At 72.4% G+C, this 16,474-nt stretch carries 14 protein-coding genes; 7 read left to right on the top strand and 7 right to left on the bottom strand.

Annotated features, from left to right (window positions below; translation table 11 throughout):
* The first annotated feature begins 81 nt into the window (after positions 1-81).
* Positions 82-1,317 (top strand): phosphotransferase, encoded by a 1,236-nt coding sequence (locus tag ASG80_RS20645; RefSeq protein WP_082590793.1) that lies wholly within the window; start codon positions 82-84, stop codon positions 1,315-1,317.
* Here ASG80_RS20645 and ASG80_RS20640 read toward each other — a convergent pair.
* The gene (locus ASG80_RS20640) at positions 1,242-4,511 is read right to left on the bottom strand and encodes an ATP-dependent DNA helicase (protein WP_200952646.1); all 3,270 of its coding nucleotides are present in this window, start codon (positions 4,509-4,511) and stop codon (positions 1,242-1,244) included. The genes ASG80_RS20645 and ASG80_RS20640 overlap by 76 nt on opposite strands.
* Positions 4,508-7,633 carry a UrvD/REP family ATP-dependent DNA helicase gene (locus ASG80_RS20635; protein WP_056734257.1) on the bottom strand — a complete coding sequence of 1,042 codons (3,126 nt, stop codon included), beginning with the start codon at positions 7,631-7,633 and terminating at the stop codon, positions 4,508-4,510. Before ASG80_RS20635 ends, ASG80_RS20640 begins: the two co-directional genes overlap by 4 nt.
* 92 nt (positions 7,634-7,725) lie before the next feature.
* Here ASG80_RS20635 and ASG80_RS20630 point away from each other — a divergent pair, with 92 nt between their 5' ends.
* Both ASG80_RS20630 and ASG80_RS20625 read left to right on the top strand, forming a co-directional pair.
* Positions 7,726-7,950 (top strand): DUF3107 domain-containing protein, encoded by a 225-nt coding sequence (locus ASG80_RS20630; RefSeq protein ID WP_056734255.1) that lies wholly within the window; start codon positions 7,726-7,728, stop codon positions 7,948-7,950.
* Positions 7,951-7,952: 2 nt separating this feature from the next.
* Positions 7,953-8,264 (top strand): hypothetical protein, encoded by a 312-nt coding sequence (locus tag ASG80_RS20625; protein WP_056734250.1) that lies wholly within the window; start codon positions 7,953-7,955, stop codon positions 8,262-8,264.
* Between the two features lie 21 nt (positions 8,265-8,285).
* Here ASG80_RS20625 and ASG80_RS20620 read toward each other — a convergent pair whose 3' ends face one another.
* Positions 8,286-9,005, bottom strand: a complete 720-nt coding sequence (locus ASG80_RS20620) for a ferritin-like fold-containing protein (protein WP_082590811.1) — start codon at positions 9,003-9,005, stop codon at positions 8,286-8,288.
* A 132-nt stretch (positions 9,006-9,137) separates the two neighbouring features.
* Here ASG80_RS20620 and ASG80_RS20615 point away from each other — a divergent pair, with 132 nt between their 5' ends.
* On the top strand, positions 9,138-10,646 hold the full coding sequence (locus tag ASG80_RS20615; protein ID WP_056734248.1) for a DEAD/DEAH box helicase: 1,509 nt from the start codon (positions 9,138-9,140) through the stop codon (positions 10,644-10,646).
* Positions 10,647-10,686: 40 nt separating this feature from the next.
* Here ASG80_RS20615 and ASG80_RS20610 read toward each other — a convergent pair whose 3' ends face one another.
* Positions 10,687-11,556: a PHP domain-containing protein gene (locus ASG80_RS20610; protein WP_056734246.1), complete on the bottom strand. Its 870-nt coding sequence runs from the start codon at positions 11,554-11,556 to the stop codon at positions 10,687-10,689.
* A gap of 109 nt (positions 11,557-11,665) precedes the next feature.
* Here ASG80_RS20610 and ASG80_RS20605 point away from each other — a divergent pair, with 109 nt between their 5' ends.
* The 3 genes from ASG80_RS20605 (at position 11,666) to ASG80_RS20595 (ending at position 14,616) form a co-directional block, all read left to right on the top strand.
* Positions 11,666-12,685: an endonuclease/exonuclease/phosphatase family protein gene (locus tag ASG80_RS20605; RefSeq protein WP_056734244.1), complete on the top strand. Its 1,020-nt coding sequence runs from the start codon at positions 11,666-11,668 to the stop codon at positions 12,683-12,685.
* Positions 12,686-12,729: 44 nt separating this feature from the next.
* Positions 12,730-14,292 (top strand): aminopeptidase P family protein, encoded by a 1,563-nt coding sequence (locus ASG80_RS20600; RefSeq protein ID WP_082590810.1) that lies wholly within the window; start codon positions 12,730-12,732, stop codon positions 14,290-14,292.
* Between the two features lie 102 nt (positions 14,293-14,394).
* Positions 14,395-14,616 carry a hypothetical protein gene (locus ASG80_RS20595; RefSeq protein WP_056734239.1) on the top strand — a complete coding sequence of 74 codons (222 nt, stop codon included), beginning with the start codon at positions 14,395-14,397 and terminating at the stop codon, positions 14,614-14,616.
* 89 nt (positions 14,617-14,705) lie between these two features.
* On the opposite strand, the gene ASG80_RS24245 is transcribed toward ASG80_RS20595, so the two are convergent.
* The 3 genes from ASG80_RS24245 to ASG80_RS20580 form a co-directional block, all read right to left on the bottom strand.
* Complete coding sequence (locus ASG80_RS24245) at positions 14,706-14,906, bottom strand: DUF3303 domain-containing protein (protein ID WP_056734330.1); 201 nt, start codon at positions 14,904-14,906, stop codon at positions 14,706-14,708.
* A gap of 120 nt (positions 14,907-15,026) precedes the next feature.
* Complete coding sequence (locus ASG80_RS20585) at positions 15,027-15,269, bottom strand: hypothetical protein (RefSeq protein ID WP_156401992.1); 243 nt, start codon at positions 15,267-15,269, stop codon at positions 15,027-15,029.
* A 142-nt stretch (positions 15,270-15,411) separates the two neighbouring features.
* Positions 15,412-16,401, bottom strand: a complete 990-nt coding sequence (locus tag ASG80_RS20580) for a D-2-hydroxyacid dehydrogenase family protein (RefSeq protein WP_056734234.1) — start codon at positions 16,399-16,401, stop codon at positions 15,412-15,414.
* Positions 16,402-16,474 lie beyond the last annotated feature (73 nt).

Below are 16,474 nucleotides of genomic sequence, written 5' to 3'. Positions count from 1 at the left end.
CCTCTCTGCGCTTCAGGGCGGAGTCGGCGGGAAGGCGTGGCGGTCGCCCGCGCGGCGGATTCGCCTGCTTAAGCTGTGCCCATGGCCAGACCCCCTCTCACTCTAGCCGCGTTGGCCACGGCGGCGGTGCCCGGACTCGAGGTGCGCGCGGCCCGGACGCATACGCGCCGCAGCAACGGGGGGTACGACGCCGTCGAGCTCCATTCCGTCGACGGCCGCCGCCTCGTCATCCGCGCTCCCCGATCGCAGAGCGCGGAGACGGAGCAGTCCGCCGATCTCGTCGCGATCCGCGCGATGACGCCCGGCATCCGCTCCCGCCTGCCGTTCCGGGTGCCCGGCTTCGTCGGTCAGGCGCCCATCGACGGCACTCGGGCGATCGTCACGGAGTTCCTCCCCGGTGCGGTGCAGACGGCCGACGAGCTCACCGAGCATCCGGCGCGCGCAACCGCGGTCGGCAGCGCGATCGCGGCCGTGCACACGCTGCCGAGCGGGTTCGTCGGCGACGCCGGGCTTCCCCGGGAGTCGGCCGACGATGCACGCGACGGGGCCGTCGAGGTGATCGGCCGCGCCGCCGACACCGGCCACCTCCCCGCCGCGATCCTGCGTCGATGGGAGCAGGCGACCGACGACGAGTCGCTCTGGCGGTTCCGTCCGACCGTGGTCAACGGCGCCCTCACCGCGGACTCGATCCTCGTCGAGGGCGACGTCGTGAGCGCGATCGTCGGTTGGTCGGCGCTCGCGGTCGGCGACCCGGCGCGTGACCTGCACTGGCTGCTGACCTCGCGCGGCGCGTCCGCGGAGGTCGCGCTCGACGCGTACCTCGAGGGCCGCGGCGGCGCCTCCGACGAGCACCTCCCGCAGCGGGCACTGCTCTACGGGGAGCTCGAGCTCGCGCGCTGGCTCCTGCACGGCATCGAGCAGCACGACCGGGCGATCGTCGACGACGCCGTCTCATTGCTCGACGGGCTCGCCGCGAGCGTGCACGACCGCTCGAGCGAACCGCTGTCACCCGAGACCGGTCCGATCCTCACGGTCGGCGACGTCGAGCGCATGCTCGACGACACTCCGCGCAACCGACTGCCCCGCGAAGGCGGCATGCTGCTGACGGACAGCTACGACTTCTCCGAGCTCGAGCGGCGGGAGGCGGGCGAGCGTCCGCCGCTGCCGATGGATGCCACCGCCCCCATCCCGCTCGACCTCAGCGACTGGGGCGACGCGGCACCTCCGACCGGCGACGACCCTCAGCCGACCACCGGGACGGAAGGCGCAGGCGCCGCGACCGACGCCCACGAGCGGCGCAACGCCGCCTCGTCGTAGAGGCGATCAGGGCGGACGACGCGGTCGTCCTCCACGAAGTAGAACACCGCGTCGACGCTCTCGGGCTCGACACCCGCCCACTTCGCATACGCCAGGCGGTAGAGCGCGAGCTGCGTCTGCTTCAGCTCGAGGTCGCGCTCGTCGCGGGGCGCCTTGCCCGTCTTCCAGTCGACCACCTGGTGACGGATGCCGCGAGCGGCGAGCTCCCCGCCGGGCGGCACCTCGTACACGGCATCGAGCTTGCACACGAACACGTGCTCGTCGATGGGCAGGTGCAGCTCGAGCTCGACCGCGATGGGCTTGCGGCCGCCCCACTCGGAGGCCTCGAACGTCGCCTGCAGGATACGCAATCGTTCGGTCGTGGCATCCGATGACAGCTCGCCGTCGAGCGCTGCGCCGGCGGAGGACGTGTCGCCGTCGAGCCATGCGTCGTCGATCGCGGCCGCCTCGCCCTCGCCCGTGGCGCGATGTTCGACCCAGGCGTGGAACAACGTGCCGATGCGCGTGGCGCGGTACGGGCGCTGGGGCATCGGGCGCCGGAGCTGCTCTGCGACGGCGGCGGGATCGTCGACGTAGTCCTTGAACCGGGAGGCCGGCACGCGCGCGGGGATCGCTCGCGTGCCCGGCCCCTCGAACCGTCGCCTGCGGTCTTCGAGGAGCAGCCGCAACTCGTCGGCCAGCCTCGGTCCGATGCCGGCGCCGCTCGGGCGCTCTGCGGCGGTACGCACCGCATCGGCCGCCCGATGCACGGCGCCGCGCCGCGCGCCGAGCGGGTCGAGCGGCCAGCGCTGGCGTTCGGCATGCCCGGCTCGCGGGTTCTCGGGTTCGGCCGGCGCGGAGGGAAGCGCGTCGACGGGGACGATGCCGGCTTGCGCCAGCTCGCGGAGGAAGGGGCTCGGCTTGCGCGGCGACTTCTGCGACGCCCACCACGACCCCGTGAGCAGGAGCTCGTCGCGGGTTCGCGTGAGTGCGACGTAGGCGAGCCTGCGCTCCTCCTCGGCGTGGCGTTCGCGGTTCTCCTCCGCGAACGCGCGCACCGCCTCGTCGAACTCGGCCTGGCTCTGCACGCCGCGCCATTGCAGCTCCGGCAGCTCGTCGCGATCGCCCTTGAAGTCGTTGGGCAGCTCCCCGAATGCGAGCCACCCCCTTGTGGAGCGGGGCTTCGACGGCAGCTCCTCCTCGACGAGACGCGGGATGGCCACGACGTCCCACTCGAGGCCCTTCGACCCGTGGATCGACAGCACCTGCACGGCGCCCGGTTCGGGCTCGTCCTGCCGGGGGGCGAGCCGGTCGCGCTGCTCCGCCTCGGTGAGCCAGCCGAGGAAGGCGCCGAGGGTCGGATGTTCCGCGACGTCGGCGAATCCGGCGAGCAGCTCGTCGAACGCCTCGAGGCTCGGCGCGCCGAGCGGCTGGGCCGCGTTGGCGGCGACCTCGACGTCGAGCAGCAGTTCCTGCTCTACGAGGTGCACGAAGTCGACGAGGCCGAGGCCCGCGCGGCGCCGAAGCGACTGCAACTGCGCACCGGCGCGTCGCATCCGACCGAGTCCGATCTCGGTGAAGCCGCGCAGCGCGGAATGCCCGTCGGGGGCGGTGAGGAGGAAATCGAGCGCATCGACGATCGACGGCGACTCGTCGGGCGCGATGGACGCGCGCAGGCCCTGCCGGACGCCGTCGTCGAGCCGATGGCTGCCGAGGTCGCGGTCGGCGAGCCACCTGGCAAGGCCGTTGAGCGCGGCGAGGTCGGCCGGCCCGATGCGCCAGCGCGCCCCGCCGAGCACGCGCACGAGCTCGGACCCGGCCGTGGGGTCGTGCAGCACGCGCAGCACGCAGACGAGGTCGGCGATCACCGGCTGGTCGAGCAAGCCCGCGATGCCCAGCACGTGCACGGGAACGCCGTGCGTGCGGAGGGCAGTGGTGAACACGCCCACGTTCGCGAAGGTGCGGCAGAGCAGGGCACCGCTTCGCGCGGTGCGGTCGCCGGCGGCGCCGAGCCGCTGCGCGAACCAGCGGGCGACCACGTCGGCCTCCTCCTCGATGGTCTCGGCCCATGCGGTGTCGACGCGGCCGGTGCCGGCGAACGGCGATGGTGAGAGGGGCGCTTTCGGGATGCCGGCATCGAGCGGCTCGATGACAGCGTTCGCGGCGTCGAGCACGACGCCCGGGTTCCGCCAGCTCGTCGAGAGGTCGTAGACGCCGGCTGCCACCTCGGCGAAGTCGTGCGAGAAGCGCGCGAGGTTCGCCGCGCTCGCCCCGCGCCATCCGTAGATCGACTGGTCGGGGTCGCCGACGGCCATGACCGAGTGGCCGCGGAAGAGCGTGGCGAGCAGCCGGGTCTGCACGACGCTGGTGTCCTGGTACTCGTCGAGGAGCACCGTGCGCGCTCGCTCGCGATGTGCGGCGACCACCTCGGGATGCCGCTCGCAGATCGCGAGCGCCAGGGCGACCTGGTCGGAGAACTCGACGAGGCCGCGCTCGCGCTTCGCGGCCGCGTAGGCGTCGGCGAGGTCGAGCATCGGCGGGAGCGCGCCGACGACGCCGAGCGCGTCGGTGAACGTCGTGAAGTCGGTGCGCTTGCGCGGCGCCTCGATCGGCAGCCCCTCCATGGCCAGGAAGTCGCGAGCGAACGCGCGCACGTCGCGGCTGTCGGCGACGTTCTCGGCGAGCGCGCGGCTGAGGGCGAGCGCGGCGCCGGTGACGCGGTCGAGTGAGGCGTCGAGCTCGACGAGTCGCGGGTCGGCGGATGCGCTCGCGACCGACCTCGCGAGCAGCCACGCGGATGCCTCGCCGAGCACCGAGGCGTCGGGTTCGCGCCCGATGAGCATCGCATGCTCGCGGTAGATCGCACTCGCGAACGCGTTGTAGGTGCCGACCGCGGCCGATTCCAACGGGTCGAGCTCGACCTCCGCGATACCCTCCGCGACGAGCTGGCCGACCCGCTCGCGCACCCGGTCGGCCAGCTCGCCGGCGGCCTTGCGGGTGAACGTGAGGCCGAGCACCTCGGGCACGGCGACGTGGCCGTTGGCGAGGAGCCAGACGACGCGGTTCGCCATCGTCTCGGTCTTGCCGCTGCCGGCACCCGCCACGACGATGCTCGCGCCGTGCGGATCGGCTTCGATGACGTCTCGCTGCTCGGCCGTGGGCGCGTGCAGTCCGAGCCGCGCCGCGATCTCGGCGGCACTGATCGGCGCGGTCACGACGACACCGCCGGCACGAGATGCACGCGGTACTGCCACGCGCCGAAGCGCGAGCGGAACCCGAGCTCGCCCGGGCCGTCGAACTCGTTGCCCGACATGGTGCGGGCGATCGTCGCGAGCCGTTCGCGGAACGCCGCAGCATCGTCGTCGTCGAACGGCTGCTGCGCCCGTTCCGTGAACGCGAGGCCGCGCACCGGCCTCGCGACGTAGACGAGCTTCGCGCCCCCGAGGGATCCCGCGTTCGGCACCTGGCCCGAGCGTGCGGCGAGCTGGTAGGCCGCGAGCTGCGGATGCTGCGCGGTCTGCTCTGCTGAGGGCGGCGTGCGTCCGGTCTTCAGGTCGACGATCACGGTGGTGCCGTCGGGAGACGCCTCGACCCGGTCGATCGTGCCGGTGAGGCGCACGCGATCGACCACGAGCGTGAAGCGCCCCTCCGCGCCGAGCAGCACCTTGCCGTCGTCCTGGAAGTTCGTGAGGTAGTCCGCCGCACCCTCGGTCATGCGCCGCGCGCCGCGCCGCTCGCGCTCGGCGACCCACCCCGCCTCGAATCGCAACTCACGCCACCGCTCCTCGACGGCGGCCCACAGCGTCTCGACGCTCGTGTCGCCGTCGGTGCGGGTACCCGCCTCTTCCACGACCGCATGCACGAGCGTGCCGATCGACGCGGCGATGCCCGACGGCGGCGACGCCACGTGGTCGATGAACCATCCGAGGGGCGATTCCCCTGCACGGTCGATCTGCGATGGTGAGACCGCGACGAGTGCCTCTGGATCGGCGTCGAGGTCGACGAGCGGGGCGGTCGTCGACGGCTCGGAGAGCCCGTACCAGTGGTCGGGGTGCGCGCCGGGCACGCCCTCCTCGGCGAGGAGCGCCAGTGCAGCGGCCGCCTCGGTGTCGGCGGTCGCGACGACCTCGCGGCGGAGCGCGCCGACGAGGCCGCGGAGATGGAGGGGTCGGCGGCGTGGGCGGACCCGCTCCGCCGCGTATCCCATGAGCATCGACGGCTGCTCGTCGTCGTTCGCGGTGCAGCTGAGCACGAGCTGCCGGCGTGCGCGAGATGCCGCGAGGGCGAAGAGGCGCAGCTCGTCGCCGCGCACCGAACTGCGCGACTCGGACGCCGTCTCGGGGGCCGGCAGGGGGGCACCGGTACGGGCGGCCTGCACCACGCGGGGCAGGAGACCGGCGTGCAGCAGCGTGCCCCGTGGCCGCAGGTTCGGCCAGACGCCGTCCTGCAGGCCGGCGACCACGACGACGTCGAACTCGCGGCCGATCAGCGCAGGAGGCGTGGTGACGAGCACCGTCTCGGCGCTGCGCCTGGGTGCGAGGGAGTCCTCGGGCAGCTCGCTGGCCAGCACCTCGTCGACGAACCGCGCGGCAGGGGCGTCGGGCTCGCGCTCGACGTACCGGGTCGCGGCCGCGAACAGGGCGACCGCGGCATCGAGCGCCCGGTTCGCCTCCTCGGCGAGCACCCCGGTGCCGTGCGCCTGCGCGCCCCACTCGGTCGCGAGTCCGCTGCCCTCCCACAGCGACCAGAGCAGCTCCTCGATGGTGCCGCCCGCCGCGGCGACGCCACGCGCCGTGTCGAGCAGCTTCGCGAGCCGTGCGGCGCGGCGACCGGGCGCGGCATCCACGGTCTCGAATCCGCCCGGGGCGGAGAGCGCGTCGACCAGGAGCTCGTCGCCCGACCGGGCGCCGCCCGCAGCGAGTTCCTCGTGCCGGAGCGCGAGCCGGAGGCGGCGGAGCCCGACGCCATCGAGCCGCCCGAGCGGGCCGGTCAGCAGGCCCACGGCGAGCTCGGTCGTGAGCGCCTCGCGACCGAGCACGAGCGACGCGGCCGAGAGCAGCGCCGCCGCCGCGGGCGCGTCGCGGAGCGCCGTGCGCGCGGCGTCGCCGGCGGTCGGCACGTCGGCGAGCGCGAGTCCGCGCTCGAATGCGGGAACGTCGGCGCCCGAGCGCAGGACGACGGCCATCGACGACCACGGCACGTCGTCGAGGAGGTGGCGCTCGCGCAGGAGGCCCGCGACCGCCTGGCACTCCGCTGCGTGCGATGGCGCCTCGATGCCGAGCACCGGCGCGAGCGCGTCGGTGCGGTCGCGGGCCTCGACGGCCTCGACCTCGTCGGCGCCGGCCAGCTGCGCCTGCCGATGCGTGCCGCCCAGCGCAGTGCCGATGTGCGCGGTGACCGAGCGGACGAGCTCGCGGATCGCCGCCCTGCCCCGATGCACCTCGGCGAGGTCGAGACGTCGCACCGGCGCGCCCTCGAGCACCGTCGCGAGCGAGCCGAGCAGCTCTGGACGGCCGCCGCGGAACCCGTTGCTCGCGACATCGGGATCGCCGAACGCGACGATCGCGACGCCCCTGGCGGCGAACGCGCCGAGCAACGCCGCGGTCGCCTCGGTGGCCTCCTGCGCATCGTCGACGACGAGCAGACGGAGCCCGGCGAGGGCGCCGAGCGCCGCGGAGGCCGCGGGGTCGGCCGTGCTGCGCCGCACGATCGCCGCGGCGAACGCTCCGAGCTCGGCGGAGTCGAACTGCGTGGGACGCAGCTGCTCCTTCACCTCGGCGTACTCGGCGAGGAACCCCGCGGCGGCCACCCACTCGGGCCGGCCTGCGCGTTCGCCGAGTCGGGCCAGCGAGCCGGCGTCGACCCCGTGCTCGACCGCGCGCATCATGACGTCGCGGAGTTCGGAGCGGAAGCCGCGCAGGGCACGCACCTCGGGTGTCAGCGGGTCGGGCCAGTGGGGCCCGAAGCCGTCGCGGATGCCGCCCTCGAGGAGTTCGCCGACGATCTGGTCGTGCTCGGCGCCGGTGAGCAGCGTCACCGGCTCGCCCGTGTAGGCGCGCACGAGCTGGAATGCGAGCGAGTTGGCGGTGCGGGCCAGCGGGCCGCGCGTCGTGACGCCCAGCCGCACGGCCAGCTCGTCTCGGAGCAGGGTGGCCGCGGCGCGCGTCGCCGACAGCACGAGCACCTCGTCGGTGGTGTAGCCGAGACGCTCGACTCGATCGGCCACGAGGTCGACGACGAGCCTGGTCTTGCCGCTGCCCGGGGCTCCGAACACCGCCGCGTGCCCGCCGACGACGAGGGTCGCGACGGGGTGGAGGAGGGTCGCGGTGCCGGGCATGCCTGAACGCTAACGCGTTCCGCCGACAGTGAACGGGTACGGCCCGGCGTGGCCGGTGTCGTAGGGTTTCAGCAAGAGCAGAAAGGCGCACCGTGGACGTTCGCATCGGCATCCAGAACTCCCCCCGTGAACTCTCATTCGAGACCTCGCAGCCGGCGGCGGAGGTGGAGCAGGCCGTCGCGGCGGCCCTGGCCGGGCAGACCCCGCACCTCAAGCTCACCGACGACAAGGGCACCGTCTTCGTGGTGCCGTCGGCGGCACTCGCGTATGTCGAGATCGGCTCGGAGGAGTCCCGCCGCGTCGGATTCGTCGCCTGACGATGGAGCTCCTCTTCGTCGTGCTCGGCGGGGCGATCCTCGGCCTCGCGGCCCGCTATTCGTTGCCGCGCCGGCACACGTACGGCAGTGCGCTCGTCCCGGCCATCGGCGCCGGCGTCGCCGCCGTCGTGTGGGTGGGGCTCACCTGGCTCGGCTGGCCATGGGACGGCGCCTGGATCTGGGTCGTGTCGCTCGTCGCCGCCGGTCTCGCGTCCGTGGCATCCGTGCTGTTCATCGGCCCCCGCAGGGAGCACGGCGACGCCGAGCTCTTCGAGCGGCTCGCGCGCCCCGGCGCCGGCGCCGGCAAGGCCTAGTCCGACCGGCGCGGCCGCAGATCAGGCCGTGAGGCCGAGCGCGTCCATGCGGCGGGTGTGGTCGACGATGAGCTCGGTGAACACGGGCTCCACCTCGTCGGCGCCCGCCGTACCGGGTGCCTCGGATGCGCGAAGCGCCGACCGCGCGATGAGGAGCGTGTCGCCGACGAGGGCACGCCCCCAGAGTGCGAGCCGGTCGGCGAGCGTCGGATCCGCATTGATCGCCGCGCGCAGCTCGGACTCCAGCACGACCGCGGCGCCCTCCTCACCGAGGATGGCGCGCACGCGCGAGCCGAGCTCCACCGGCAGCCCCTCTGCGAGGCGCGAGAAGTAGCCGTCGAGCATGCCGGCGGTGACGTGGATGCCGAGCAGCAGCTCGTACCAGTCGGCGCCCGCACTCGCCTGGCGGAAGCGGTCGGTCGCGGGCGCGAACGGTGCCATCACGTCGTCGGGCTCGACGCCGAGGCGGCGGAGCTCGGCGATGAGGGAGTGATGCTTGCGCAGGGCGACGCCCGCAGCGGCGCTCAGCCCCTCCTTCGACGGCAGCGTGGGCGCGGTGGCCACAGCCTTCGCGAGACCCTCGAAGAACTCGAGCTGGATGTAGGCCGCCTGACCGAGGAAGGGCACCGGTTCGGGCACCAGCTCGGTGAAGTCGACCTTCGCGAGCCCGGTCGGCGCGACGCGGGGGCGCAGACGCGGCGCCTCGGGGCGGGCCCCCCGCCGATTCGTCCAGAACACCACGGACACAGCCTATCCGAGGCTCTCAGGCTCACTCCGATAGGCTGGAGGGGCACGCGGGCGATGGATCCGCGGCCGTGCGCCTGAGGTCGAAGCAGGGCGCACCTCCTTCCCGCAACACCGACAGGCAGAATATTGACCACTTTCAGTGACCTCGGCGTCGCGTCCGACATCGTCGACGCCCTCGCCGGGAAGGGCATCGTCGATGCCTTCCCCATCCAAGAGCAGACCATCCCCCTCGCCCTCTCCGGGCAGGACATCATCGGCCAGGCCAAGACCGGCACCGGCAAGACCTTCGGCTTCGGCCTCCCCCTCATCCAGCGCCTCGGCGACGACCCCGAGGGCGGCGTCAAGGCGCTGGTCGTCGTGCCCACGCGCGAACTGTGCGTGCAGGTGACCGAGGACCTCGAGCTCGCCACCTCGAACCGGCCCACGAAGGTCGTGTCGATCTACGGCGGCAAGGCGTACGAAGGCCAGATCGAGCAGCTCAAGGCCGGCGCGCAGATCGTGGTCGGCACCCCCGGGCGCCTCCTCGACCTCGCCTCGCAGCGCATCCTGTCGCTCAAGAACGTGAGCGAGATGGTGCTCGACGAGGCCGACAAGATGCTCGACCTCGGCTTCCTCGCCGACATCGAGAAGCTCTTCGCGCAGACGCCGCCCGTGCGCCACACCATGCTCTTCTCGGCCACGATGCCCGGCCCGATCGTCGCGCTCGCGCGCCGGTTCATGACGCGTCCCATCCACATCAGGGCCACCGATCCCGACGAGGGCCTCACGCAGGCGAACATCAAGCACCTCGTCTACCGGGCGCACTCGCTCGACAAGGACGAGGTCATCTCCCGCATCCTGCAGTCCGAGGGCCGCGGCAAGACGATCATCTTCACGCGCACCAAGCGTGCGGCCGCCAAGCTCGTCGAGGAGCTCAACGATCGCGGCTTCAACGCCGCGGCCGTGCACGGCGACCTCAACCAGGACCAGCGCGAGCGGGCCATGGCTGCGTTCAAGGCCGGCAAGAAGGACGTGCTGATCGCCACGGATGTCGCGGCGCGCGGCATCGACGTCGACGACGTCACCCACGTGATCAACCACACCATCCCCGACGACGACAAGACCTACCTGCACCGCGCCGGCCGTACCGGCCGCGCCGGCAAGACCGGCATCGCCGTGACGTTCGTGGACTGGGACGACCTGCACAAGTGGGCGCTCATCAACCGGGCCCTCGAGTTCGGCCAGCCCGAGCCGACCGAGACGTACTCGTCGAGCCCGCACCTGTTCCACGACCTCGACATCCCTGCGGGCACCAAGGGCCGCCTGAAGCCGGCCGCGGCGCTGGCGCCCACGCGCTCGAGCACCGCGGGCCGCAGCGAGGGCCGATCGGATGCCGCATCCGACCGCGCTCCCCGCACGCGCACGCGCAACCGTACTCGCGGCGGCGCACCAGCCGCCGGCCAGGCATCCGCGCCGGTCGTGAGTGCCGGTGCTGCCGCGTCCGCGGAGTCGGGCGCCGTCGAGTCGACGACGAAGGAACCCGGCACGGGCACCCACGACGGCAAGGGTCATGAGCACCACGACGGAAACGCCGCCCCGCGCCGGCGCCGTCGCGGTCGCGGCCCGCGCACCGGCGGCGCCTCGCCGCAGGCCTGACGAGCGCAGCGCCACGAAGGGCGGTGCGGCATCCGCAGTGCTACGGCAGCACGGGTGCCGCGCCGCGTCCCTCGGCGATGATGCGCTCGACCACGTCGGGCGCGGTCCGGCTCTCGCCGAGCCGGTTCGGCTTGCCCGTGCCGTGGTAGTCGCTCGAGCCCGTCGTGGCCAGCCCGAACCGGAGCGCGAGCTCGCGAAGCCGCGCCCTGGCGTCGGGCCGGTTCTCGGGGTGGTCGATCTCGAGGCCGAACAGCCCGGCGTCGACGAGCCTCGCGAGTCGCTCGGGTGAGATCACGCGTTCCGCGCCGCGCGTTCCGGGGTGCGCAAGCACCGGCACGCCGCCGGCCGAACGGATGAGCCGCACGCCCGTGAGCGGATCGGGGGCGTAGTGCGGCTGCGCGTACCCGGCGCGCGGGTGCAGGATGCCGGCGAAGGCCGCCGATCGGGTCGACACGTGGCCGCGCGCGACGAGCGCATCGGCGATGTGCGGGCGTCCGATGGTGGCGCCCTCGGTCGTCTGGGCGAGCACGTCGTCCCAGCTGAGGTCGTAGTCGCGGCCGATGCGGCGCACGATCTCCTCCGCGCGCGTCATGCGCGACTCCCGGATGCGGGCGGTCTCGGCGATCAGGCCCTCGTCGAGCGGGTCGACGAGGTACGCGAGCATGTGCACGCTCATGAAGCCCTCGCGCGTCGACAGCTCCATGCCCGGGATGAGCACGACCCCCGTCTCGGGCACCGCGGCCGCGGCCTCCGCCCAGCCGCTCGTGGAATCGTGGTCGGTGAGGGCGATTCCCCAGAGCCCGGCAACGGCCGCCTGCGCCATCAGCGTCGCGGGGCTCTCCGTTCCGTCGGAGACCGTCGAGTGCGCGTGCAGGTCGGCTTCGCCGACGGCGGCGAGGGCTCCGGGCATTCCCTCATGCTAGTCGCGGCATCCGTTCCGGCGTCCTCACCGACGACTCCCAGCGGATCGGCGGCGGAGCCTCGGCCTGACCCGCCGGGCCTCGCCTAGGGTGGGTGGAATGCTCCCCCGCATCCTTGGCTGGGCCGTTGTGCTCGGCACCGCACTCGTCGCCGCCGTGCTGCTGTGGCCGCAGGCCTTCGGGCTGCAGAACCAGTGGGTGGCCGCGCACGTCGTGGCGCTGCGCGGGGCCGCCGCCGTCTGCGGGACGGTGGCCGCGGTCGCACTCGCGTTCGTCGCCATCCCACGCGCCACCCGCACGTTCGGCATCGCGATGTCGCTCGTGCTGGCGCTCTTCGCGGCCGGCAACGTCGCCGTGATCGCCGCGCGCGGCACCGGCGGGTCGGAGGTCGCACCCGACGCGGCATCCGTCACCATCCTGTCCTGGAACACCCTCGGCGAGGTGCCGGAGGCCGCGACGATCGCGGGCCTCGCACTCGAGGAGGGCGCCGACGTCGTCGTGCTCCCCGAGACCACCGAGCCGCTCGGCGAGGAGGTGGCGATCGCCATGCGCGACGGCGGCAGCCCGATGTGGGTGCACACCGTGGCCTTCGACGACATCGCGAAGGCGCGCTCGACGACGATCCTCATCTCGCCCGGCCTCGGCGACTACGAGGTCGTCTCGGCGCTGGCCCCGGGGCCTCCCGGCAACACGAACACGCTGCCGTCGATCGTCGCCGAGCCGGTCGACGGCGACGGGCCGCGCATCGTCGCGGTGCACGCGGTGGCGCCGATCAGGTGGGAGCTGCGCAACTGGCGCAGCGACCTCGACTGGCTCGCCGAGCAGTGCGCCGGCGAGAACGTGATCATCGCCGGCGACTTCAACGCCACCGTCGACCACTTCGCCGGGCGCGGCATCGACGGCGGCGACCTCGGCCGATGCCGGGATGCCGCGGTGCAGGCCGGTGCCGGCGGGCTCGGCACCTGGCCGACCGACCTGCCCGAGCTCCTCGGCAGCCCGATCGACCACGTGCTCGCCACCCCGGGCTGGCAGGTCGACGCCTTCCGCGTCGTCGGCGAGCTCGACGACGCGGGCAGCGACCACCGGCCGGTCGTCGCCACGCTCTCCCCCGCGGGGTGATCCGGGGGCCGGCCCGAGTTGCCGACGGTGCGAGAATGGACGGCATGGCCGACACGAGCGACACCACCACGACCACAGCTCCCCTCGCGTCCGAGGAGTCCGGTCGCAACGAGAATCGCTCGACGACGCCCGGGTCCGAGGGCTTCAAGGCGTTCATCGGCAGCGGCTGGGCGGCGCGCGACGAGACGCTCCCATCCGCGCGCGGGCAGGCCGCGTTCGCCGCGGCGCGGCGCGAGCGCGTGTCGGCCGCGTTCACCGGGGTTCGACTGATCGTGCCCGCGGGGGACATGAAGCAGCGCTCGAACGACACCGACTACCCGTACCGGGCCCACTCCGCGTTCGCGCACCTCACGGGCTGGGGGTCGGACTCGGAGCCCGGCGCAGTGCTCGTCCTGGAGCCGAACGGCGACGGCCACACCGCCACGGTGTACTTCCGCGAGCGCGCCGGGCGTGACTCCGAGGAGTTCTACGCGAACCCCGCCATCGGCGAGTTCTGGATCGGCGCCCGCCCGTCGCTCGCCCACGTCGCGGCCGACCTCGCGATCGAGACCCGCGGCATCGAGGACTTCGAGCACTTGGTCCGCTCGGTCGACACGGCCACGATAGTGCTGCGCGAGGCCGACCCCGCCATCACCGAGCAGGTCGACCACGCTCGCATCCGCTTCGCCGCCGAGGAGGCCCTCTCGACGAATGCGACGGACGCCCCGTTCTCGCTCGAGGTGAACGCCGAGCACGAGCCCGACGCCGAGCTCGCCCGAGTGGTCTCCGAGCTGCGCCTCGTGAAGGACGAGTACGAGATCGCCGAGATGCGCGCCGCGATCGACGCGACGCAGCGCGGCTTCACCGAGGTGCTCGAGGAGCTTCCGCGCATCACCGCCGAGGTGCGCGGGGAGCGGGTGATCGAAGGCGTGTTCGCCACGCGCGCGCGCCTCGACGGCAACGACGTCGGCTACGACTCGATCGCCGCCGCCGGCCCGCACGCGACGATCCTGCACTGGACCCGCAACGACGGCCCCGTCGTGCCCGGCGACCTCGTGCTGCTCGACGCCGGTGTCGAGCGCGACAGCTACTACACCGCCGACATCACGCGCACGTTCCCGGTGAGCGGCACGTTCTCCGAGGTGCAGCGCCAGGTCTACGAGGCCGTCCTCGAGGCCGCGGATGCCGCGTTCGCGGTCGTGAAGCCCGGTGCGATCTTCCGCGACGTGCACGCCGCAGCGATGGAGGTCATCGCACGGAAGACCGCCGAGTGGGGCTTCCTGCCCGTCTCCGCGGAGGAGTCGCTCCAGCCCGACAACCAGTTCCACCGCCGCTACATGGTGCACGGCACGAGCCACCACCTGGGACTCGACGTGCACGACTGCGCCCAGGCGCGGCGCTCGATGTACATGGACGGCGTGCAGGAGCCGGGCATGATCTTCACGATCGAGCCGGGCCTGTACTTCCAGCCCGACGACCTCACCGTGCCTGCGGAGTTCCGCGGCATCGGGGTGCGCATCGAGGACGACATCCTCGTGACGGCCGACGGCGCCGAGAACCTCTCGGCGGGCATCCCGCGCACGGCCGACGAGGTCGAGGCGTGGGTGCGCGGCGGCGTCACCGCCTGATCGCCGCCCGATGCGGCGTCGATGGATTGAACCAAGGCCCGTGACGGAACCATGATCAGTCGCTCGATCATGCACAGCCGATGAGCCGATAGATTCCGACACGTGACCCGAACCCTCGGTGCAGCAACGCTGCTCGCCATCTCCGGCCTGCTCGAGCTCACGGCATGCGTCGGCCCCGTGCCGAATCCCGACCCGACCCCATCAGAGGTCGCCCAGGTGTCGCCGACCCCGACGGAGGCCGCACCCGACGCCAGCATCATTCCGGTGGAGGACGCCACGGTCGACGTCGACCCGGCCGCGTTCGCCGACGAGGTGGCCGGATAGGTTCCACCTCAACTTGGCGGCTGAACCCGTGAATCCACGGTTCTTGTCAACGAATTATCGGGTCGGATTCCATGGCAAGTGGCAGATTCCTACACCTGCTCGGCCCAGTTGGCGATCCACTTCTCGAAGACGCTCGGCTCCTCGGTTTCCATGAGTTGGAAGCAGCGATTGAGGCCGTGCGCCTCCACCCAGCTCCCCAAGTACGCGAGGCTAGGCGGCAGCATGCGACCTAACTCAGAAGCACGAGCATAGACGGGCCCCGGGCCCTGTGCATACGTCTCGATCACCATGTAGAGCACCACGTCCCCTTTCCGCTGCCCTGATGCTACGCACCCCGTGATGCAGGCCGCCGGATCGCTCCGAGGCGGCGTCAGGATAGGACGGGCCTCGACCAATGTCCCCGACGGTAGTCATCGACGCTCGCCGTTCGGGCTCGGTCGGCTCGGTAAGAGCTCTCGCTCCGGCCACGTACGCGTACGGGCGGTAAACGCATCGATCGCACTGCTCGGCGCGACCTCGAGGTGAAAGCCGGCAACCGCCGCCACGTTGCGGACGGAAAGCTCCATCCGTTCGCTCTCGGGGTGCCGCAGGTATTCGTGGTTGGGCTCCGCATCGGCTCCGGTGGCCGGTCGGATCTGGTCGGGCTTGCTCATCGGTCCGCTCAGGCAGGTCGCCCACGCGTTGCCCGCCACGCCGCCGTCGGCTGCGTTCGCGAGCTTAGCAAGGTCGTGGTACCGAAGGTGGTGCACGCTACCGGGCCTGTCGGCCTTGGATCGAGTGGAAAGGACTTGGGAGCTAACGGTGGGCGGAGTCGCGCCTCAGCACGCTCGGATTCACGACGTTGATCGGCGTGCCCGCCGCGTACGCCACGATCTGATCGAATACGTCCGAGAACTGCACCTCGAACTCGTCACGCGTGACATAGCCGATGTGGGGCGTGCACACGACGTTCTCCATGGCGAGCAGCGGATGCCGCGGGTCGAGCACGGGCTCTTCCTCGTAGACGTCGACCGCCGCCATTCCCGGACGTCCGCTCTTCAGCGCGGCGACCAAGGCGCCGGGCTCGATGAGCGGCGCTCGACTCGTGTTGACGAGCAGCGCTGTCGGCTTCATCCGGGCGAGGTCGCCCGCCGTGACAATGCCGCGGGTCGCGTCGACGAGGCGCAAGTGGAGCGAGATCACGTCGCACTCCGAGAAGAAGGCCTCCTTGCTGGGCGCCACCGTGCGGCCGTCGCTCCGCGCCCGCTCGCGCGAGCTGCTGCGCCCCCACACCCACACGTTCATCCCGAACGCGTCCCCGTACCCTGCGACCACGCCGCCGATCCTGCCGTAGCCGTAGACGCCGAGCGTCTTCCCGCGGAGCGTGTGGCCGACGCCGACCTGCCACGTACCCGCCTTGAGGGCGGCGACCTGCCGCGGAAGCCGACGCATTGCCGCGAGCACCAGCGCCCAGGTGAGCTCCGCCGCGGCGTACGACGGCGTCCCCGGGTGCATGCTCGACGAAACGACCACGCCGAGCTCCGTGCAGGCGTCGACATCGATGTGCGGGTACACGCTGCGCTGGCTGATGAGGCGGAGCTTCGGCAGCCGACGCAGGAGTGGCGCGCGAATCTCGGTGCGCTCGCGAATGAGCACGAGTGCTTCAGTCTCACGCAATCGCTCTGCGAGCGCCTCGACGCCCTGCACGTGATCGTTCCAGACCTCGACGTCGTGGCCCGACAGCTTCGTGAAGCAGTCCAGCGTGCGCAGCGTGTCGTCGTAGTCGTCGAGGATGGCGATCTTCATCGCAAGCGAGTCCCATTTCTCATGAGAGGTTCGACGTCGCAGGATCGAGCGTTATGAAGCCTAGCCCGGATCT

This window comes from Agromyces sp. Soil535, assembly GCF_001428255.1.
GTDB lineage: Bacteria > Actinomycetota > Actinomycetes > Actinomycetales > Microbacteriaceae > Agromyces.
The sequence above is the reverse complement of the archived record's forward strand: the minus strand, read 5'-3'. Positions and strand labels throughout refer to the sequence as shown.

Bases quoted from the DNA above. Each gene is read 5' to 3' on its own strand.
- ASG80_RS20645 (WP_082590793.1), top strand. From the start codon at position 82: ATGGCCAGACCCCCTCTCACTCTAGCCGCGTTGGCCACGGCGGCGGTG.
- ASG80_RS20610 (WP_056734246.1), bottom strand. From the start codon at position 11,556: ATGCCCGGAGCCCTCGCCGCCGTCGGCGAAGCCGACCTGCACGCGCAC.
- ASG80_RS20605 (WP_056734244.1), top strand. From the start codon at position 11,666: ATGCTCCCCCGCATCCTTGGCTGGGCCGTTGTGCTCGGCACCGCACTC.
- ASG80_RS24245 (WP_056734330.1), bottom strand. From the start codon at position 14,906: ATGGTGATCGAGACGTATGCACAGGGCCCGGGGCCCGTCTATGCTCGT.
- ASG80_RS20625 (WP_056734250.1), top strand. From the start codon at position 7,953: ATGGAGCTCCTCTTCGTCGTGCTCGGCGGGGCGATCCTCGGCCTCGCG.
- ASG80_RS20580 (WP_056734234.1), bottom strand. From the start codon at position 16,401: ATGAAGATCGCCATCCTCGACGACTACGACGACACGCTGCGCACGCTG.
- ASG80_RS20600 (WP_082590810.1), top strand. From the start codon at position 12,730: ATGGCCGACACGAGCGACACCACCACGACCACAGCTCCCCTCGCGTCC.
- ASG80_RS20585 (WP_156401992.1), bottom strand. From the start codon at position 15,269: ATGAGCAAGCCCGACCAGATCCGACCGGCCACCGGAGCCGATGCGGAG.
- ASG80_RS20635 (WP_056734257.1), bottom strand. From the start codon at position 7,633: ATGCCCGGCACCGCGACCCTCCTCCACCCCGTCGCGACCCTCGTCGTC.